Source organism: Seonamhaeicola sediminis (genome assembly GCF_004358095.2).
Lineage (GTDB): Bacteria > Bacteroidota > Bacteroidia > Flavobacteriales > Flavobacteriaceae > Seonamhaeicola > Seonamhaeicola sediminis.
On the sequence record NZ_SMZJ02000004.1, the window covers coordinates 723,348 to 744,674 of the forward strand.

General features: G+C 33.5%; 19 protein-coding genes. 8 read left to right on the plus strand and 11 right to left on the minus strand.

Annotation, left to right across the window (positions count from 1 at the left end; translation table 11 throughout):
- Nucleotides 1-10 precede the first annotated feature (10 nt).
- Both E1J38_RS09400 and E1J38_RS09405 read right to left on the minus strand, forming a co-directional pair.
- The gene (locus tag E1J38_RS09400; protein ID WP_133356590.1) at nt 11-1,420 is read right to left on the minus strand and encodes a fasciclin domain-containing protein; all 1,410 of its coding nucleotides are present in this window, start codon (nt 1,418-1,420) and stop codon (nt 11-13) included.
- Nucleotides 1,421-1,550: 130 nt separating this feature from the next.
- Nucleotides 1,551-2,498 (minus strand): NAD(P)H-dependent flavin oxidoreductase, encoded by a 948-nt coding sequence (locus tag E1J38_RS09405; RefSeq protein ID WP_133356589.1) that lies wholly within the window; start codon nt 2,496-2,498, stop codon nt 1,551-1,553.
- A gap of 176 nt (nt 2,499-2,674) precedes the next feature.
- On the opposite strand from E1J38_RS09405, the gene E1J38_RS09410 reads away from it, so the two are divergent.
- Nucleotides 2,675-3,175 carry a nicotinate-nucleotide adenylyltransferase gene (locus E1J38_RS09410; RefSeq protein ID WP_133356588.1) on the plus strand — a complete coding sequence of 167 codons (501 nt, stop codon included), beginning with the start codon at nt 2,675-2,677 and terminating at the stop codon, nt 3,173-3,175.
- Here the strand turns inward: E1J38_RS09410 and E1J38_RS09415 are convergent.
- Nucleotides 3,172-4,395 (minus strand): class I SAM-dependent rRNA methyltransferase, encoded by a 1,224-nt coding sequence (locus E1J38_RS09415; RefSeq protein ID WP_133356779.1) that lies wholly within the window; start codon nt 4,393-4,395, stop codon nt 3,172-3,174. The two genes, E1J38_RS09410 and E1J38_RS09415, sit on opposite strands and share 4 nt — an antisense overlap.
- 95 nt (nt 4,396-4,490) lie before the next feature.
- On the minus strand, nt 4,491-6,401 hold the full coding sequence (gene dnaK / locus E1J38_RS09420; protein ID WP_133356587.1) for a molecular chaperone DnaK: 1,911 nt from the start codon (nt 6,399-6,401) through the stop codon (nt 4,491-4,493).
- A 272-nt stretch (nt 6,402-6,673) separates the two neighbouring features.
- Between dnaK and E1J38_RS09425 the strand changes: the two genes are divergently transcribed.
- Entirely contained in the window at nt 6,674-8,095 is a 1,422-nt protein-coding gene (locus E1J38_RS09425) for an L-serine ammonia-lyase (RefSeq protein WP_133356586.1), read from the plus strand.
- A gap of 201 nt (nt 8,096-8,296) precedes the next feature.
- Complete coding sequence (locus tag E1J38_RS09430) at nt 8,297-10,306, plus strand: S9 family peptidase (protein ID WP_133356585.1); 2,010 nt, start codon at nt 8,297-8,299, stop codon at nt 10,304-10,306.
- A 1-nt stretch (nt 10,307) separates the two neighbouring features.
- On the opposite strand, the gene E1J38_RS09435 is transcribed toward E1J38_RS09430, so the two are convergent.
- On the minus strand, nt 10,308-10,769 hold the full coding sequence (locus E1J38_RS09435; protein WP_133356584.1) for a nuclear transport factor 2 family protein: 462 nt from the start codon (nt 10,767-10,769) through the stop codon (nt 10,308-10,310).
- A 114-nt stretch (nt 10,770-10,883) separates the two neighbouring features.
- Between E1J38_RS09435 and panB the strand changes: the two genes are divergently transcribed.
- Genes panB through E1J38_RS09450 form a run of 3 tightly spaced genes read left to right on the plus strand, consistent with a single transcriptional unit; the run spans nt 10,884 to nt 13,825 of the window.
- Nucleotides 10,884-11,702, plus strand: a complete 819-nt coding sequence (gene panB / locus E1J38_RS09440; RefSeq protein WP_133356583.1) for a 3-methyl-2-oxobutanoate hydroxymethyltransferase — start codon at nt 10,884-10,886, stop codon at nt 11,700-11,702.
- Nucleotides 11,703-11,716: 14 nt separating this feature from the next.
- Complete coding sequence (locus E1J38_RS09445) at nt 11,717-12,415, plus strand: RluA family pseudouridine synthase (RefSeq protein WP_133356582.1); 699 nt, start codon at nt 11,717-11,719, stop codon at nt 12,413-12,415.
- A 27-nt stretch (nt 12,416-12,442) separates the two neighbouring features.
- Nucleotides 12,443-13,825, plus strand: a complete 1,383-nt coding sequence (locus tag E1J38_RS09450; protein WP_133356581.1) for an aldehyde dehydrogenase — start codon at nt 12,443-12,445, stop codon at nt 13,823-13,825.
- Between the two features lie 141 nt (nt 13,826-13,966).
- On the opposite strand, the gene E1J38_RS09455 is transcribed toward E1J38_RS09450, so the two are convergent.
- From E1J38_RS09455 to E1J38_RS09475, 5 genes are all read right to left on the minus strand, one after another.
- Entirely contained in the window at nt 13,967-14,638 is a 672-nt protein-coding gene (locus E1J38_RS09455; RefSeq protein WP_255449850.1) for a sensor histidine kinase, read from the minus strand.
- Between the two features lie 113 nt (nt 14,639-14,751).
- On the minus strand, nt 14,752-15,453 hold the full coding sequence (locus E1J38_RS09460; RefSeq protein ID WP_133356579.1) for a hypothetical protein: 702 nt from the start codon (nt 15,451-15,453) through the stop codon (nt 14,752-14,754).
- A 6-nt stretch (nt 15,454-15,459) separates the two neighbouring features.
- Nucleotides 15,460-15,981, minus strand: a complete 522-nt coding sequence (locus tag E1J38_RS09465) for a hypothetical protein (protein WP_133356578.1) — start codon at nt 15,979-15,981, stop codon at nt 15,460-15,462.
- Nucleotides 15,982-16,067: 86 nt separating this feature from the next.
- On the minus strand, nt 16,068-16,694 hold the full coding sequence (locus E1J38_RS09470; RefSeq protein ID WP_133356577.1) for a CPBP family glutamic-type intramembrane protease: 627 nt from the start codon (nt 16,692-16,694) through the stop codon (nt 16,068-16,070).
- A 1-nt stretch (nt 16,695) separates the two neighbouring features.
- Entirely contained in the window at nt 16,696-17,154 is a 459-nt protein-coding gene (locus tag E1J38_RS09475; RefSeq protein WP_133356576.1) for an Lrp/AsnC family transcriptional regulator, read from the minus strand.
- Nucleotides 17,155-17,306: 152 nt separating this feature from the next.
- Between E1J38_RS09475 and E1J38_RS09480 the strand changes: the two genes are divergently transcribed.
- Nucleotides 17,307-18,533 (plus strand): aminotransferase class I/II-fold pyridoxal phosphate-dependent enzyme, encoded by a 1,227-nt coding sequence (locus E1J38_RS09480; protein WP_133356575.1) that lies wholly within the window; start codon nt 17,307-17,309, stop codon nt 18,531-18,533.
- Here the strand turns inward: E1J38_RS09480 and E1J38_RS09485 are convergent, their stop codons facing one another.
- The gene (locus E1J38_RS09485) at nt 18,534-19,556 is read right to left on the minus strand and encodes a metal-dependent hydrolase (protein WP_133356574.1); all 1,023 of its coding nucleotides are present in this window, start codon (nt 19,554-19,556) and stop codon (nt 18,534-18,536) included.
- A gap of 97 nt (nt 19,557-19,653) precedes the next feature.
- On the opposite strand from E1J38_RS09485, the gene nhaC reads away from it, so the two are divergent.
- On the plus strand, nt 19,654-21,138 hold the full coding sequence (gene nhaC / locus E1J38_RS09490; protein ID WP_133356573.1) for a Na+/H+ antiporter NhaC: 1,485 nt from the start codon (nt 19,654-19,656) through the stop codon (nt 21,136-21,138).
- Nucleotides 21,139-21,327 lie beyond the last annotated feature (189 nt).

Genomic DNA, 21,327 nt, shown 5'->3' on the forward strand with positions numbered 1-21,327 from the left:
AAGAAAATCTTTAAGGCACAAGAACAGCGTCTATTACGTGAATAACTCCATTTGTTGCTTGAACATTTAACAAACTAGGCTTTAACATTGCATTACCATCTATTGTTAAGTTACCTAAATCAAGATTAAATGTACCATTTAGAGTAGTTACAGGACCGCTTGATAAATCACTTGAGTATACGCGTCCTTCAACTACATGGTATAGGAGGATATTTGTTAAAAGAGTTGTATCAAGACCTTGAATTACAGTTTTAGCTTCTTCTATATCTGTTAAATTCAAGAAATTTAAGAAAGCCTGATTAGTAGGTGCAAAAACCGTTAATTGATCATATGGACCCTCACCCATTAATACTCCAGCTAACCCAGCTGAAGTTGCTGCCTCAAGTAATAATGAGAACTCTGGAGTAAAACTACTAGCCGTTTCAACTAAATTCATTGTTGGTGGAGATAATACTTTATCAATTACATGTATAACTCCATTTGTAGACTGAACATTTGGCATAACAACATTGGCATCATTTATCATAACTCCCATACTTAAATCAACTTCAACCGCAGCACCATTTGCCGTTGGCACAAATCCATTACTTAATTGATTACTAAAAACGTAACCTCCTACAATGTGGTATTTCAATATATCACCAACAACCATAGGATCTAAGCTTTGAATTGTTGAAATAGCTGTTGCTTCATCCATAACGCCTAAGAAATCCATAAAAGCTTTGTTGGTAGGTGCAAAAACTGTTTCTGGTATGTCATCAGTCAAGCCTCCAGCTAAACCAGCATGAACAGCAGCCTCTAATAATACTGAAAAATCAGGATTTGTTGAAGCGATCTCCGCCGTAGTCATTGATGGAGGAAATAACACACTGTCTATAACATGAATAACGCCATTTCTAGCTTTTAAATCTGCCATGGTTACCATAGCATTATTCACAAGTACACCATTGTCTATATTAATTATCACATCTGCACCATTTACGGTTGGAACAGGTCCATTCTCTAACTGATTACTGTAAACAGGCATTCCTACTGCATGATATAGTAAGATATCAGCTAAATTTTCAACTTCGGTTACATTCTTTGTTGTTATACCCAAGGCTGCAAAGGCTTTATCAGTTGGTGCAAAAACGGTTAATCTATTCCTAGATACTGTACTTGCTAATTTGGTTCTTGCCAAAGCTTTACTGAGAACGTCAAACGTAGGTTCGTCATAACCATCTTTATTGCTAATTTTTTCTGAAATACCTTGTTCAGTACTATAGTTCTGAAGTACTTCTACAATATTTGGCAAATCCAAATTTGAATTGATGTTGTCCACTTCTTCATTACTACATGAAAAAATTACAAAAAATAACAAAGCAGGGATTAAAAAAAAGTAGAATTTGGGGTGTCTGTTTACTGTTAATGCTGTCTTCATTTTGTTTAATTATTTATAATTTTTGTTAAACATAGTAATTTTGTTTAACTTTTTACATATTTAATTAAACATTTTAGATTAAATGACAAAAAAATACGCTAAAAAGCGTTTTTAATTAAAAAAATCTAAACTAATCTACAAACCGTTTTACAATATCTTTAGTTGGCAAAATAGCTTTGGTATATTCTATACTAGGACCTGCAACCCATACCGTTTTATATGTAGCTTTTGTAGCTGCTTTTTTGGTAGCGTTCATACCGATAGAAAAGCGAATCATTTTAACCCATTTTTTTAACTTACGATTTTTATTGAGCATGTTTTCAATCCATGTAGCTTTCGTGCCTATTTTTTTCACATAAGGCGTATTGATAACCGTACAGGGTGTTCCTGATATCCTTTCGGTCATTACAATATCTTCGGATCCATAATCAACACAGGCCTGTTTATATTCATCTGTTACATGAGCTTCAACGGACGCAATAAACGGACTGCCTACAGAGACTCCCGAGGCTCCATAACTAAGTATTTTATCAACATCTGCCTTACAACCTACTCCACCCGCAGAAATTATAGGAATATTACAATTTTCAACTAATTCAGTAATTAAGTCCTTTGGTGATATATTTCCTCTGTGCCCACCAGCTTGATTATTAACAGCTATAATAGCATCTGCTCCTAAACTTTCAACCTTTTTAGCAAATTTTAAATCTACTACATCACAAAACACTTTTATACCAACTTTATGAGCTTGTTTTATAGTTTCTTCTGGACTTCCTAACGATGTTATGATAAAATCACATCCTTCTTCACAAATAATTTCTAATTGACTTTTATACTTAACATTGGATTTGTTAACGATTAAATTAAATCCAAATGAACCTCCTTGAACTTTAGCTTCTTTAAGAGCTTTTGCTGCTAGTCGTAATTCGTTAGGAGTCCTGTAATTAAGTGCAGGAATACAACCTGCTATACCACTTTTCATAGCTTCAGTAACCATATCTACATTAGAAACTAAAAACATAGGTGCCTGAATAATGGGATGGTTAATTTTTAATAATTCGGTTAGTTTTATCGACATGTAATAAAGATTTAAACAAAGATAAAAATATTATGCACGCATAACAACTAAAAATCAGATAGTTACAGAGAACAACATTTAATACAGTCATAACTATTTGGTTTCATGATATTTATCATTTTTTTATTATGCATGCATAATTATTTTTGACGCAATTAATTTAAAATCATTCTATCATGAAAAGAATACTTTTAGCGTCCTTAATAACAATACTTTCGTTACAAGTCAACGCACAAACTATTGAATTACCAGATACAGTAATTTCCTTAAACTCAAGCTATCTAAATGCCATAGATTCTGAAAACGTTCCACAACGTGTTAAAAAGTTAGAAGAAGCTGTTATAAATTACAATAATAATGCAATATCTGAGCTTTATGATAATAAAAAAGATACGTATATCGTATCCTTTAATTTACCAGAAGGCAAAATTATAGCCGCCATTAACAAAAAGGGCAAAATTATTAGAACCTTAGAAAAATATAATAATGTTAGATTGCCATTAGAAGTTATGCAAGCTATATCTAACCGTTTTCCTAATTGGGGTATTATTGAAGATATTTATCTTATAAAATACCACTGTAATACCAATAACTTAAAGAAGGAGTACAAGGTTAAGATTAAAAATGAGGACCAAATACTTACCATTAAAACAAATGAAAAAGGTGATTTTATTTAATCTATAAAGCGATAATAACCACATTTTAAATAAGCACCCTCTGGGAATGTTACTGGGTGATCTATATCATGATGGGTATTCATAATATTTTTGAACACCCTTTTTTGCTTCTGGAGGCTCTGGGTGTTAATATGAAAAAACGATTGAGCTAACACTCTCGACGAACAGGACGCTAGGACTAAAAGTCCGTTTTTAGAGGTTAGCTTCTCTCCTAATTCGGCCAATTGTGCATATTTCTTTTTTGCCAAATCAATTTCAGATTGTTGTTTTGCAAAGCTGGGTGGGTCTATAACCACTACATCAAAAGTTTTTCTTTTACTTATAAGCTTTTTCAATTCTTCGAATGCATCTCCAGCTATAGTTTTATGTATACCAGAATATGGGTTACGTTTTCCGTTTTCAATAGCAACTTCAAGAGCTTGTTTACTAATATCTAAACTAGTTACTTCAGTAGCGCCATTATAGAGAGCATGTACAGAAAACCCTCCTGCATAAGAGAACACATCTAAAACCGTTTTGTTTTTACTAAACCCTCCAACCTGTTTTCTGTTGGCTCTATGATCTAAAAAGTAACCTGTTTTATGTCCTTTAATAACATTAGCCGAAAACTTTACGTCATGTTCAACAAAGGCTACTACTTCGCTTTGTAAAGTACCATAAACAATATCCCCATCTTTTAAATTATGGCTTTCAGATTGTTGAAGGTTTCTACTTAACCTAATGACAATGGTTTCTGCTTTAGAAACTTTTTGTAAATTTTGAAGTATGGTTTCTAAATAAGGTAACCAAATTTCAGAATAGAGCTTTACCACCAAAACAGTATTGTAAATGTCTGCTATAAGCCCAGGAAAACCATCATTTTCACCAAAAATTAGTCTGTAACTATTTGTATTAGTATTAAGGAGTTTTGCACGCTTTTCAAAAGCTTTCTCAATCTTTTTAGAAAAGAACGATTCATTAATTTTAGCAGAAGTGAAATGAATCATTTTTATGCGAATAGGAGATTTAGCATCATACAACCCTAGTCCTATAACCTTATTTTTGTGCTTTCCAAAAACAATGGCTAAATCGCCTGTTTTAGCATCACTATTTATCTTAGTAATACTATTTGAAAATACCCATGGATGCTTTTTAAAAATAGATTGTTCGCCTTTTGTACTTAGCTTAATTGCTAAATTCTTTGGCTTTAATCTTGATTTAACTTGTGATGAGAACAACATGTAATTTAATAACTTTTCAAAAGTATTAGTTTTATAGGGCATAAAAAAACGCAACTTTAGTTAGTTGCGTTTTATTTATTTATGAGTTAAAATGCCTACTTAACTTCTTCGAAATCTACGTCTTCAACGTCGCTACCTTCTCCTGTATCTGCACTTGCTCCAGCATCAGGTTCTGGTTGAGCACCACCCGCTTGTTGTGCTTCGGCTTGTGCTTTGTACATTTCTTCAGAAGCTACTTTCCAAGCTTCGTTTATTTTCTCTAAAGCTGGATCTATAACAGCGATATCCTTAGTTTCGTAAGCTTTTTTCAATTCTTCTAAAGCCTCTTGGATAGGTTGTTTTTTATCATCAGATAATTTATCACCAAACTCCTCTAATTGCTTTTCGGTTTGGAAAATCATTGAATCTGCTTCATTTAATTTTTTGGCAGTTTCTGCAGCTTTAGCATCGGCCTCTGCATTTGCTTCAGCATCAGCTTTCATCTTTTGGATTTCTTCTTCAGTTAATCCAGAAGAGGCTTCAATTCTAATATCTTGTTTTTTACCAGTCGCTTTATCTTCAGCAGACACCTTAATAATACCATTGGCATCAATATCGAATGTTACTTCAATTTGAGGTGTACCACGTCTTGCTGGTGGAATACCATCTAAGTGGAAACGTCCAATGGTTTTATTATCAGCAGCCATTGGTCTTTCACCCTGTAACACGTGGATTTCTACTGAAGGCTGATTATCAGCAGCCGTAGAGAACACTTGAGATTTCTTGGTAGGAATAGTAGTATTTGCTTCAATTAACTTTGTAAATACGTTACCCATAGTTTCAATTCCTAAAGATAGAGGCGTTACATCAAGCAATAATACATCTTTTACATCTCCAGTTAATACACCACCTTGAATACCAGCTCCTAAAGAAACAACCTCATCAGGGTTTACACCTTTACTTGGTGCTTTTCCAAAGAATTTCTCAACAGCTTCCTGTACTGCAGGAATACGTGTAGAACCACCTACTAATATAATTTCATCTATATCACTTTTGCTTAAACCAGCTGCTTTTAAAGCAGAAGCACATGGCTCTATAGTACGTTTTACTAAATCGTCAATTAACTGTTCGAATTTAGAGCGTGTTAATGTACGTACTAAATGCTTTGGACCACTAGCCGTAGCAGTAATATATGGTAAATTAATCTCCGTTTGAGAAGATGATGATAACTCGATTTTAGCTTTTTCTGCAGCTTCTTTTAAACGTTGAAGAGACATAGGGTCTTGTCTTAAGTCCATGCTTTCTTCAGCTTTAAATTCATCTGCCAACCAGTTAATAATTTTCTCATCTACATCATCACCACCTAAGTGTGTATCACCATCTGTAGATAATACTTCAAATACACCATCACCTAATTCTAATATAGAAACATCATGCGTACCACCACCAAAATCAAAAACAACAATTTTTTGGTCTTGTCCTTTTTTATCTAAACCATAAGCTAATGCTGCTGCAGTAGGCTCGTTAATAATACGCTCTACTTTTAAACCAGCAATCTCACCAGCTTCTTTAGTGGCCTGACGTTGAGAATCGTTAAAGTAAGCAGGTACTGTAATTACCGCTCTACTTACGTCTTGCCCTAAGTAATCTTCAGCAGTTTTCTTCATTTTTTGAAGAATCATCGCACTTAATTCTTGTGGGGTATATAATCTGCCTTCAATATCAACTCTAGGAGTATCATTATCTCCTTTAACTACTTTATACGGTACACGTTCTGCTTCATTTTTAGACTCAGAATATTTATTACCCATAAAACGTTTAATAGAATAAACTGTTTTTGTAGGGTTTGTTACCGCTTGTCTTTTTGCAGGATCACCAACCTTTATCTCTCCACCTTCAACAAATGCTATTACAGATGGTGTAGTACGCTTTCCTTCTGCATTAGGGATTACAACAGGGTCATTTCCCTCCATTACCGAAACGCAAGAGTTGGTTGTTCCTAAATCTATTCCAATAATCTTACTCATAATATATTTTACTTTATTGTGTTGAATAATCTTTTAAACTCGTTTTGTAAATGTCAATCATTATGCCAATACAAAAATGCTGACACAGTGTCATATTTTTATTTTAGAGTTACCCAATTTGTTTATTTACAAAGCTTTTACCTGTATTTCTACTGTCACTTTCTATACCAAATAGGTCGGGCTTTTAGTGTTACATGATAATCTGCTACAATCCCTAACGCATTCTTTCACTTAAACATCTATATTTGTTTAAGCGAAATAATTAGAAGTTTATGGAGTGTATTTCTGTTTTCGATATGCTGAAAATTGGTATTGGACCATCAAGTTCACACACACTAGGACCATGGCGAGCTGCACAACGTTTTATAAAAGAACTAAAAGATTCTAATAATTTTGATGAGGTTAAAAAAGTGACCATTGACCTTTATGGTTCTTTGTCTTTAACTGGAAAAGGACATGCGACTGATTATGGGGTTGTTTTAGGACTATTAGGCAAAGATCCTGAAACCATAATAGTAAATGATATTTCTAAAAATATTGATAGTGTAAAATCAACACAATTATTAAATTTTAACTCAGAAAAATTTATTGATTTTAATTTTGAAAAGGATATCACTTTTAACAAAACCTTTTTACCATTTCATGCCAACGGACTAACTTTCAAGGCTCTTACCAATACTAAATCAATAACTTCTACTTTTTATTCCATTGGTGGTGGATTTGTTGTAAAAAAAGAACGCAAAAATGCCAAAAAGAATTTTGAAATTAAGTGTTCATTCCCATTTCCTATTGAAAAAGGCTTTGAACTTTTAGAATACTGCAAATCCCTAAATAAATCCGTTTCTGAAGTTGTTTTAGAAAATGAAAAATCTATTCGTCAAGAAACAGAAATAGATTCAGAGCTCAATCGTATTTGGAATATCATGCTAGAAAGCATGCATACTGGTTGTCATACCGAGGGTACCCTCCCAGGTGGGCTAAACGTAAGGCGACGTGCTTTTGATATATACCAGAAGTTAAAAGGAACGAAACCGTATTCCAACCCTGTAGAATGGATTTATGCGATTCGAGATACTGAAGTTAAATTTAGACAAATCATAAAATGGGTCAGCTGTTTTGCATTGGCTGTTAATGAGGTAAATGCGTCTTTAGGTCGTGTTGTTACTGCTCCAACCAATGGTAGTGCAGGTGTAATTCCTGCGGTTTTAATGTATTACCTTGTGATTGAAAATCATGATGGCAATTTTGAAGATATTAAAAAATTCCTGCTAGTGGCTGGAGAAATAGGCAGTATCTTTAAAAAGGGAGCAACTATTAGTGCTGCTATGGGTGGTTGTCAGGCAGAAATTGGTGTGTCTTCCGCCATGGCTGCTGCAGGACTTTGTGAACTTTTAGGAGGAACTCCTGAGCAGGTTTTAGTAGCTGCCGAAATTGCCATGGAACATCATTTAGGGTTGACTTGTGACCCTATTGGTGGACTGGTACAAATACCTTGTATTGAGCGCAACGCTATGGGTGCCATAAAGGCTATTAATGCCGCTGAATTAGCTTTAGATACTGATCCCAAACATGTTAAAGTGCCATTAGACAAGGTAGTGAACACCATGTGGGAAACAGCAATAGATATGAATACCAAATACAAAGAAACTAGTAAGGGAGGTTTGGCCGTTGGAGTGCATTTAACGGATTGTTGAAAATTTTGTCATTCCTGATAGGAAGGAATCCATAAAACAGTTCTCAATACAATTCTCTTCCAAAACTTTCTCGAACTATACTTACCTAAATAATTGATTTTGTGTAAAATTTCTCATAACTTAGTTGGCATTAGACCTAGTTTTAAGCTGACGTATCTGTTATTAAGGTAATTACAATAATTCAATATAAAATCATAGCGAATGAAAAACCTAAAAATTTTTAACACAATAATTTTTTGTGTTATACTATTTTTTGCCCTGCCTAAATTCAATATTGTTTACGCACAGTCACCTAACATTGCAATAGACAATTATGACGATTTAGTTAATTTGAGTAGTCCAAAAATCAGTCCTGATGGGTCAAAAATTTTGATAATTAGCAGAAAAGTAAATATAGATGAAAATAAGTACTACAACACTTTATGGTTGATTGATATTAATGAAAAAGATGCCACTTCACTCACCTACAACAGGCCTTTAGTTAGCCAACCAGAATGGTCTCCAAAAGGAGATTATATTTCCTTTTTAGCCAAAGGAGAAAACAATAAAAAGCAAATCTTCAAATTAGCGGTAAATGGTGGCGAAGCACAACAAGTTACATTCAGTAATGAAGGTGTAATGATGTATAAATGGAGTCCGAACGGACAATTATTTGCCTATCTTCAAAAAGATTATAAACAGAATAAAAACATAAACCCATACAACAAGTCATTTGAAGTAGGATTCGATTGGTATTTAGCTGAAGAAGTGGCACGACCATCACATATTTGGATATGTTCTGCCAACGCGGATAATGGATATCAATTAACCACAGGAGAATCAGGATTCAGTAGTTTGTTGGGAAATTTTGAATGGTCTCCAGACAGTAAGGAAATCGTTTTTGTACAACAGCCCAGACCTCATTCTGCAGAATTTTTAAATAGTACATTACAAGTTATTAACATAGAGACTAAGGCCATCACCATACTAGATAATGGTCCTGGTGCTCCAGCAGAGCCTTCCTTTACAAAAGATGGAATGGTACTATATAGTAAAGCTATTGGAGGCAAACCTGGTTTTAATGCATATGGTTTATTCCTTGTAAATAGGAAAGGTAAAAATATTAAGTTTATTTCACAAAATATCGACCGAAACATAATTGACCATATTTGGTTTCCTAATAATGATTTTATTACTGGTGCCCCAGACGGAACAAGTGTTAGCCTATGGCGAGGTTCTCTAAATGGTGTATTCGAAAAATTGGACACAAAAAATATTACTCCATCAATTGGTCGGACTGTCAAACCTTTATTAAATCATCTAGATGTTGGAACATCTGGTGAAATTGTATTTATTGGTAGTACTTCGCAAAAGGCTTCCGAATTATATTTCATGAAAAACTCTAAGAGTACTCCTGAAAGAATTACTTCCTTTAATGAATCCTTTTCGCAATTAAATCTTGGTAAAGCAGATTCAATAGATTGGAAAACTGAAGATGGTTTTAATGCAAACGGTATTATTACGTATCCACCAGGATTCTCATTAAATAAAAAACACCCATTAGTTTTATACATTCATGGAGGGCCAATGGGTTTCTCATCCCAAAGCTTCAATTTTTTCGCTCAGGCATTAGCCGCCCAAGGTTGGGTTGTTTTTGAACCTAATTATAGAGGTAGTAATAATTTAGGTAACGCTTACCAAAGCGCCGTTATTAATGATGCTGGTGAAGGCCCCGGAAGAGATGTTATGGTTGGAATAGATTCAATTAAAAAAATGGGATTTATTGATGAAGACAAAATAGCCGTTTCAGGTTGGTCATACGGTGGTTTTATGACGGTTTGGTTGACTTCGCATTATCAAGATTGGAAAGTGGCTGTGGCTGGGGCAGCAGTTACAGATTGGTTTGATTGGTATAATATGGCCGACTTGAATAAATGGGCTGGTTTGGGGTTGGGAGGTTCGCCATGGCTAAATAACAATGCAGAAAAATATAGGAGACAGTCTCCAATTACTTATGCGCATCAAATTAAAACGCCAACATTAATTATGTCCAATACACTTGATCCGCGTGTTTCGGTCTCTCAATCCTACAAATTATTCCATAACTTAAAAGATAACGGAATCGAAACGAAATTTATAGCATATCCCATATCTGGACATTTTCCACAAGACCCCGTGCACACAAAGGATGTTTACAAAAGATGGATAGAATGGATAAAGACACATCTATAAGCTAATTTCTATTACAACTATTCCGCCTCCTAGTATCAATAATGTAAATAATCTTCCATTTATCACCATTTTTAAAGAGTTGAAACGAGTTCACACCACAATGATGAAATTCATCATTATACCAAAACTCATAAGGCGTCCAAACATTGGCCATATTACCATCAATTTGAATATTATAACTTAATAAGCGCTCATCCCATTTTTGATCAGCAGTTCTAGTGGCTATAGCTTTTAATACGTCCTTTGGCGAATCGTTAACCAAAATGTCTTTACCTTCCTTATTTCTATAAGCAGTTTGCATAATGATTTTATCGCTCATTATTGATTTCATTAAAGTAGTATCTCCTTTGTGAAACCCCTCAAAAAAAGTATCAACAACTGCTTTAGCTTGTATTTCTTCATCGCTTTGCGCAAAAATAGATGATGTAATTAATACAATTACATAGAAAATAATTCTTTGCATGATATGACGTTTTGAACTAAAATACTTGTTACCTTGTAAAAAGCGAAAGCTATAAACAAAAGTTTAACAGTTTAATTTATTACTTTTACATGCTATTACTAAACAAAATAAGGTATGTCTACAGCTAAAAAAGAATACAAGCGCGTCACAGTTAAATCATTGGTGGATATGAAGGCTTCTGGTGAGAAAATTTCTATGCTTACTGCCTATGATTATACCATGGCAAAAATTGTTGATGGTGCTGGAGTGGATGTGATTTTAGTTGGTGATTCTGCCAGTAATGTGATGGCGGGGCATGAAACAACCTTACCTATTACGTTAGACCAAATGATTTATCATGCTTCATCTGTCATTAGAGCTATTGATAGAGCTTTGGTGGTGGTTGATTTACCTTTTGGTAGTTACCAGAGTGACCCCAAGGAAGCACTTCGTTCTGCTATAAGAATTATGAAAGAAAGTGGAGCGCATTCAGTAAAGCTTGAAGGAGGAAAAGAAGTTAAAGAATCTATTAAGCGTATTTTAAATGCTGGTATTCCTGTAATGGGGCATTTAGGTTTAACACCTCAATCTATTTACAAATTTGGCACCTATACCGTTAGAGCTAAAGAAGAAGAAGAGGCAGAACAACTTCTAAAAGATGCTAAAATGTTGGAACGTACAGGTTGTTTTGCTATTGTTCTTGAAAAAATACCCGCCGCCTTGGCTAAACAAGTTGCTGATAGTGTTAGTATCCCTATTATTGGGATAGGCGCAGGTCCTTATGTTGATGGTCAGGTTTTAGTTTTGCATGATATGCTAGGAATGACCCATGAGTTCCATCCACGCTTTTTACGTAGATATCTTAATTTATATGAAGACATGACCAAGGCTATGGAACAATATGTATCTGATGTGAAAAGTTTAGACTTTCCCAACGAAAGTGAACAATATTAATCTAGACTTCTTAAATGTCTAAAACATTATCCAATAAATCCAATCTTCAAGTTCTTTATGAGGATAATCACATTATTATTGTTAACAAAAGAGCAGGTGATATTGTTCAGGGTGATAAAACAGGTGACAAACCCTTAAGCGATGTTGTTAAAGAATACATTAAAGATAAATACACAAAACCAGGCAATGTATTTCTTGGAACGGTTCATCGTTTAGATAGACCAACAACAGGCATTGTAGTGTTTGCAAGAACCAGTAAAGCATTACCAAGACTCAATAAGCTCTTTTCTGAAAAAAAAACACAAAAAACTTATTGGGCTATTGTAAATAATAAACCTCATATCTCAGAGGGTACTTTAATTCATTGGCTCAAAAAGAATCCAAAGAACAACAAATCGTACGCTCATGAGAAACAAGTTGAAGGAAGTAAAAAAGCCATTCTCCATTATAAAGTTCGTAAAGTGTTAGACAATTATGTATTATTGGAAATAAATTTGGAAACCGGAAGACATCATCAAATACGTTCGCAATTATCTAGTATTGATTGTATTATTAAGGGCGATTTAAAATACGGTGCTAACAGAAGTAATAAAGACGGTAGTATTCATCTACACGCTAGAGAAATTGAGTTTATTCACCCTGTTTCAAAAGAAACGATACACATTAAGGCACCGTTGCCGAATGACCCCGTTTGGAATGCGTGTTTAAAGTAAAACAAATATCTTTATAAAAAACTTTTTTTGAGCAATATTCATAACATACTTTCAAAACAAAAAGCCTTTTTTAGTACCCAGAAAACAAAGGATGTTACTTATAGATTAGAACTCTTAAAAGCTTTGAAATCTGAAATACTTTCAAAAGAAAAAGCTATTTATAAAGCCTTGAAAGAGGACTTTAATAAATCTGAATTTGAGAGTTTTATAAGTGAATTTGGACTGGTTGTTTCAGAATTAAATCTGGTAATTAAAAACCTTAAAAAATGGGCTAAACCCAAACGGGTAAAAGCATCATTGCTCACGTTTCCTTCAAAAGATTATATTTATAAAAATCCGTATGGAAATGTATTGGTTATTGGTCCTTGGAATTATCCTTTTTTGCTAACTATGGAGCCTTTGATTATGGCTGTTGCATCAGGTAATACCGTAGTTTTAAAACCTAGTGAATTAACCCAAAAAACCTCTAGTCTAATTGCTGAAATTATAGCTAATGTATTTCCTAAAGAAGTCGCAACCGTATGTCAAGGAGACAAAGATATATCTACCCAATTGCTAGCTCAAAAATGGGATTATATCTTTTTTACAGGGAGCGCTAAAGTAGGAACAATTGTTGCCAAAGCAGCTGCTAAGTATTTAACTCCTATTACATTAGAACTTGGAGGAAAATCGCCATGTATAGTAGATGACACAACAGATTTGAAATTAACAGCTAGACGCATTGTTTGGGGTAAATTCTTAAATGGTGGACAAACCTGCATTGCAGCCGATTATCTTATTGTTAAAAAAAACATCAAAGAAGTATTTATTGAAATGCTCAAAAAGGAAATCATTAGAGCTTATGGCAATAACCCAAAGCGTTCTAAAGATTTTCCAAGAATAATTGATAAAAAGAATACGGAAAGACTGGCTAAAGCTCTTAATAACGTTGATGTTATCTTTGGTGGCGAAATAGATATTGAAAACAAGTACATAGCTCCTACTCTAGTAGATTCACCAAATTTAGACTCTCAATTAATGACCGACGAGATTTTTGGACCTATACTGCCTATTCTGCATTACAAGACAGAGAAAGATATTGAAAACATCATATGGAATTCTGAAAAACCACTAGCGTTTTACATATTCTCTAAGAATATTTCTTTTGTAGAAAATACGCTTAAAAAATTTGAGTTTGGAGGTGGTGCAGTGAATGATTTATTAATTCACTTTGGCAACCCTAAATTACCTTTTGGAGGTGTTGGGTCTAGCGGTATGGGCACTTACCATGGTAAACATGGTTTTAATACCTTTTCACATGAGAAATCTATTGTAAAACGAGGTACTTGGATAGACCCACCAGCAAGATATGCCCCATATGGTTTTAAAAAATTAAACATTATAAAAAAATTATTTAAGTGGTTTGGGTAGACTTGAGTGGTCAATCTCAAATGAGAAAACTTATGTTAGTTTGAGTGATTTTTGAAAAAAATTGTATCGAAAACAAATGAATTTTCGGCTAAAAATGCTTCTCGATACAATCACGCCTTAGCGTGACCACTCGAAGTGACATTAGGCGGTTTGGGTAAACGGGTAATTAATAATTAGTTCCACGCCTTTACCTGCTTCTGAGTTTAATTTTAAGTCTGCATTAATTAAAGCCGCTCTGCTCTTCATGTTTAAAAGACCCGATCCTTTTTCAATGGTGTTTATATCAAATCCTTTCCCATCATCTTTGGCAGTAATAACCAAGCTTTTAGGTCGATAATCCAATGTGATGCTTAAGTTTTCTGCTTCAGAATATTTCACAGAATTAGATAGAAATTCTTGAATGATTCTAAAAAGGATGATTTCATGCTTTCTATTGTTAAATGACCTTTTTTCACCTATGGTGAATTTTTGGGCAGACGTAAACTTCATTTTCTTTAAACGCTCTAATTCATTGGAAACCGACTCTTCAAAACCAATATTCAAGACCACCTCATTATTTAATGTTTTTGAAAGGGCACGAACTTCTTTTAAACTTTCGCGCAAGGCATCTGAAGTATCCTTAAACTTATCTTTAATTTCATCAGAAGCTTGCATTTTTAAAATACTTAATTGCATACTTGCAAAAGAAAGCAGTTGCCCCACGTTATCGTGTAATTCCCAACCAATGTTTTTAAGAGTTTGCTCCTGTGTTTCTGTTTGTGCTTGCACTATTTCTTCTTCAAAGGCTTGTTGCTGTCTTATTTTATCTAGCATAAGCTTGTTTTTTCGTTTTAGAAACATTACAAAAAAAATAATAAACAAAGAGGTTATAATTACCAAAACAGCAATCATGTAAATTAGTAAATAGCGTTCAGACGCTGTACTAGTTAATCGTTCTCCGGTCTGCACCATAATAAAGCAAAGGTATAAGTTAGATACATAAATATATTTGCTAATAAATAAATTTCCCATTTTAGAAATATGAAATTCCAATCCCAACTGGTATGGTACATATCATAAAATATTAAAGGTGTAATAATAAGCCACCAAATAAAAATAGCAATACTAATATAGAAGTTGATTGATTTATAGAAAGTTAAAATTCTATCGCTTTGGAGTATTTCAACAAAATATAATACAGAACATAAAAAAATAACCACAGCACCTAAAACACTTATAACTGGGAAGAACCGTATGAAAAACTCATCCCAATGTAATCCAATATAAATGATACAGAATGAAAAAAATAAAACGCCAGTTGTTTTAACGATTTTCTTAAATGAAGCTCTTTTTAAAATTTTATAATAGTAAAATGAAAAGAATACTATGGCTCCTACTTTCCAAAAACTAGTTGACCACCAATGATTGGTAGCAAATTTAGTGTCTTGTAAAAAACTCAAAAAACCATCTTTTACGTAATTTTTATAACCTGCTAAGAATTCACAAACAAACAAATAAACCAAAAACCAAATAAAATATTTGGTTTTTGTGGTTTTAAACTTTTTGTATAATATAATACCAGTGAAAGCCGCCGTTGCTTCAGACAGGCTAATTAGTAGACCATAGTTCTTATGTAGAAAATCCTCCACAATAAATTATTGAGGGTATCCTCCTCCTCCTATACCATCATTTAAGGGGGGCTTAGTTAAATCTCTATTACCTCCTTGGAGATTAATATTTATCATGCTCGCCTTCTCTACTTTTTTGGCTCCTGTTGGTACTATAAACATGGTAGATAAATCTTTATTACTAGAAGAAATATGTTCACCATATACACCAAAATATACACGTAAACCTGTAAAGATCTCACCATCATTTTGGGTTTCCTGTTTTATATAGGCAATATAATCTTCAACATCTTGTAAAGACCACCAAGCAGACCTATAATCGTCTTTTCCAACCATTCTTTGTGTTATAGAATCTATTGCTGGTTTCCTAAATTTTGTCCAGTTATAGTTCAATTCCTTTGCTTGTGCTACTGTAATAACTCCTTTTGGTTTTACAACTTCAGCCTTAGCAGCCACAGACTCTTCTTCGGCAGCTTGTCTTGGACAAAAGAAATAAGTAGCCAAAGCCCCTATAATAATTCCGAAAAAAAGTGGTCTTAAGTTTTTCATATTAAAAATTGTAGTTGGTTAATAAATAGTTTCTTTAAAAATAACAAAAAGATTTCATTAGTGTAAGAAAGGGAATCTAAATATTTTTAACTAGGAAACCCTAACATATTACCCATACCAACAGTAAACAGCCAACAGCCATAAATAGCATGTTCAATAGAAACCAATAAAGTTGAATTTGTTCTTTTGAATGTGGAGGCAAATAATAACCCTCCTAAAAAAGTGAGTACTAATACCAGCAAATTATTAAAAAATATATGCCCCAGTGAAAAGGCAACAGCATTTAAAATTAGAAAGAACTTTTCATTTTTAATCAAACTTTGATAACGCTGAAAAAAGAAAGTGCGGTATATAAGCTCTTGTGGGTAGACAGACAAAATACTATAAATAATTAAAATGGCCATCCACAATTTGGGTTTATTGATAAGTACATTAAAAAGTAATTCTGTATCTGTAATCCAAACAAATAAGGTTGTGAAAACAATTATAATAGCAAACTTTAAAAAAGTCTCTTTCCAAAAGCGTTTCCAGTTCAAATTTGTTGCTATTTCAATTTTTTTCTTTTCAACATTTAAAAGCACATAAACAATATAAGAAAAACCCAAAACGCCAATTATTATTTTGATTAATGTGGAATACGAAATAGTAAAGCTAAGTGGTACTAACACAAAAATTAAGAAAAACTCTATGCCTTTGTAAATGGTTGTTTTCATCTTAGAAGTTAATAGCTGTAGTATGTTTTACTTCATTTATAACAAACATACTATGTGTACTGCCTATATGCCTAATAGCTGTAAGCTTCTTTACCATGAACTCTCTAAATGCAGACATATCTGAGACTATAACTTTTAGCAAGTAGTCATAATCACCACTTAAATGATAACACTCTAACACCTCATTTAATTTGGTGACTTCTCGTTCAAAGCTTACAACATACTCCTGAATATGCTGAACCAACTTTATATGGCAAAATACAATGAAATTCTTTTCTATTTTTTGCTTGTTAACCAAAGCTACATACCCTTTAATAAACCCAGCTTTTTCAAGTTTTTTTATACGTTCATAAACTGCAGTAACCGATAGATTTAATTTATTAGATAGTTCTTTATTAGTTTGTTTACTGTCTTGTTGTAAATACTCCAACAACTTTTTATCTGTGGCATCAAAAACCATAATTGAAAATTTTTCTAAATATACTAAGAATTCACGTCAAATATATTTTTAATTCTAAAATAATTACTTTATATAGTTTTATATTCTATAATAATAAATTTTAGTTGATTTTAAGTCTATTTTTTTAGAAATTACACGTAAAATAAAATATCATGTCTTTCAAGCCCGCAAACAATATTCAGGATTTACAATACTTTGGAGAGTTTGGAGGTGTTAATCCTTCAATTTCAGATTCTTCAACTTACACTTTCTTATCAGCAAAAACCATGTTCGATACTTTTGAAGGAAATGCAGATGGTTGTTATTTATACTCGCGCCACTCCTCACCGTCTAATTTATATCTAGGTGAAGCCTTGGCTGCTATGGAGGGCACAGAAACTGCTATTGTAACATCATCAGGTATGGCCGCTATTACTTCGGTTTTACTGCAATTATGTAGCGCTGGAGACCATATCATATCAAGCAGGACTATTTATGGAGGCACTTACGCATTTCTCAAAAATTTTACACCAAAATTCAATATAAGAGCCTCCTTTGTAGATATCACCAAATTAGATACTATTGAAAAAGCTATAACTAAAAACACAAAAGCCATTTATTGTGAAGTTGTTAGCAATCCACTTTTAGAAATCGCAAACATAAAAGAGCTTGCAGAAATTGCAAGAAAACATGAATTAAAACTAATTGTAGACAATACATTTTCTCCACTTTCCATTTCTCCTATAAAACTTGGAGCTCACATAGTAATTCATAGTTTAACTAAATTCATAAATGGCTCTAGTGATACCGTTGGTGGTGTGGTTTGTGGTACTCAGGAGTTAATAAATGAGCTACGAAATGTAAACAATGGTGCCGCTATGTTATTAGGCGTAACTATGGACAGCCTTAGAGCATCCTCCATTTTAAAAAATTTAAGAACACTTCATATTAGAATGCAGCAGCATAGTAAAAACGGTTTATATCTTGCACGTAAATTTGAGGCAGATGGACTTAAAACTGTTTATCCTGGTTTAGAATCGCACCCATCACATACATTGTTCAAAGACCAAATGAATAAAGAATATGGTTATGGAGGTATGCTAACCATTGACGTTGGTTCTTTGCATAATGCTAACGAACTTATGGAAATGATGCAAGAAAAAAATTTAGGGTATTTAGCGGTAAGTTTAGGTTTTTATAAAACATTATTCAGTGCCCCTGGAACATCTACATCTTCTGAAATACCTCACGAAGAACAAAAAGCTATGGGATTGACTGAGGGGTTAATTAGATTTTCCATAGGACTAGATGCTGATATTGAACGAACGTATAAAATGATGCGTCAATGTATGGAAACCTTAGGAATTTTAAAATCTAAAAAATTAAGCAAAATAGCTTAATTACTTGCCTTTCATTCGTGTCCAAAGTGCATTTAAGGCTTCTGAGATATTATCTTCATTTCTCTCAAAAGGTTTCATATTGAGTTCACCCTCATCATCATATAATAAAAATCTAAAAACTGAAGATGTTGAGTGTTCTTCTTGAGTAACTGGGTAACGCAAATCATTGTATTGATATTCATTTTCAGCTACTTTATAAATGCTATAATACTGATTACTAAACCACGCTAAATCCTTAACACGTCTATACTTATCAGCAGACAAGGCCCGTTCTTTTTTAAGTGTTCTGAAATCTGAAAAGAGATTATCTTTATCTAATAAAGAATAATAACCTACCCAATATGTAGAATCTGTTTCTGCAACACCATACCACAAAATATTATTAAAAATTGTAGGTTGAGTGTACCCTCTGTTAAAATTGATTTTATTCAATTCTAATGATTTTTTAAAAACCGAATCCATATATAATTTATTCCCAAAAGTAAATAACAAATACGCAGAACTGATACCAATCCCCAATTTTAAAACAAATCGTCTTTTATTTGAAGTTCTCCTAAAAAACATCATAACTATAAGACACAAAAGAAATGGCAAGGTGTAAATGGGGTCTACAACGGCAATATTATTGAGTGCTACTCTGTAATTAGTAAAAGGGGTAAACAATTGGGTTCCGTAAGGGGTAAAACAGTCTAAAATAGGATGCGTAAATAAGGACCAGAAAAAAAGATTTTTCCAGTCTTTGAGGGTTGTAGTATGTTTTCGCCTTCCTGAATCATAAAATTTAAAGGTAAGCCATCCAAAGCCAATAGCTGCAAAAACAGAAAACAAAATAGAATGCATGAACCCCCGGTGAAACAACATGGCATCAATTTCATTTCCGTAAAGCCAACTTCCTACAAAAACATCTAAATCTGGAATGGTTCCTCCAATGGCTCCAAAAAGTAACGCTTTATTACCAATTTTCTTACCTAAAACAGCCTCACCGCAGGCAGCACCTAATACAATTTGGGTTAATGAATCCATTAAATAAATAAGTTGTAAAACAAAAGTACAGAACTATTTCTATTTGCAAACATGACTCTAAAGTTGTAACATTACCAGTAAAATTTCAAATTACTTCATGGAGAGTCAAAATATTAAGCCCAGAGAACCTCAAGACGAAAATATAATAGAAAATATAGAACTTAATATTTGGGAGGCCCTTATTCCAGTTTTTGCATTGGTTGCTATGCTTTTCTACAATGTATTCTTTGTTTATGGTGATGATGCCCTAAGCGGAAGCAATCAATTCATACTTTTATTGGGTGCAGCTGTGGCTGCAGTAGTTGGATTTTACAATAAAGTATCCTACAAACAGATGCTTGATGAAGTAGCAGAAAATATCAAATCTACAGCCGGGGCTATTTTAATTTTATTAATGGTAGGTGCTTTGGCAGGAACATGGTTGATAAGTGGTATTATTCCATCTATGATTTACTACGGATTGCAAATACTCAATCCTACCATATTTTTAGCGGCTTGCGTAATCATTTGTGCTATTATTTCCATTGCTACTGGTAGCTCATGGACCACTTCAGCAACTGTTGGTATTGCTCTTATTGGTATTGCAAAAACATTAGACGTGTCTGTTGGCATGACTGCAGGTGCGGTTTTATCAGGTGCTTATTTTGGTGATAAAATGTCACCTCTAAGTGACACTACCAATCTTGCACCAGCCATGGCTGGCGGTGAACTGTTTTCACATATAAGATACATGGCTTTAACTACGGTACCTACAATAACCATTACTTTAATTGCTTTTGTGATTATAGGACTCAATATAGACACTACCGGAAGTCCAGATATTTCAGATAAGCTCACCGCTATTAATCAAGCTTTTCATATTTCACCTTGGCTATTTTTGGTTCCTGTTATCGTAATTTTTATGATTATTAAAAAAACACCGCCTTTAGTAGCGCTTTTAGTTGGTACAGTTTTAGGTGGTATTGCAGCAATCATTGCACAACCTCATATTGTTTTGGCTGTTGCCGAAACTGACTCACTAACCTTCAATGCTGCTTATAAAGGTGTTATGAATGCTATTACCGTTGATACTTCAGTAGAAACCACTAGTGCCGAGTTAAATGATTTGTTTTCTTCAGGAGGTATGAGTGGTATGTTAGGAACCATTTGGTTAATTATTTGCGCCATGGTTTTTGGAGGCGTTATGGATGCTATTGGAGCACTGTCAAGAATCAGTAAATCTGTTTTAAATTTATTCGATTCTGTGTTTGGGTTATTCGCTAGTACGGTTATAAGTTGTTTGGGGTTAAACGCCTTAGCAAGTGACCAATATTTAGCCATTGTAGTTCCAGGAAAAATGTATCAAAAAGCTTATGAAGAAAAAGGGTTAGCTCCAGAGAATTTAAGTAGAACTTTAGAAGATTCTGGTACGGTAACTTCTGTTTTAATTCCTTGGAATACCTGTGGCGCTTATCAATCTGGTGTTTTAGGAGTTCCTGTAATTGATTATTTGGGCTTTGCAATATTTAATTGGCTAAGTCCGTTTATGACTTTATTATTTGCGGCTTTCAGCATAAAAATAAAACAAATTACAAGTAAATAAATAAGACTATTAAAAAGTATTTTCTTTTGAGAATTACATAATTTATCTCCCTATTTTTTTGCGAATCAACAAAATAAGACCATCTTTTTTTGGTCCATATTCTATTACTATCCAATTATAAGATTTTGTAATAGAATTCTATTTTAAAACTTGAGCATTTAGCTAATTTTGCCCTCGAATTTAACTGAA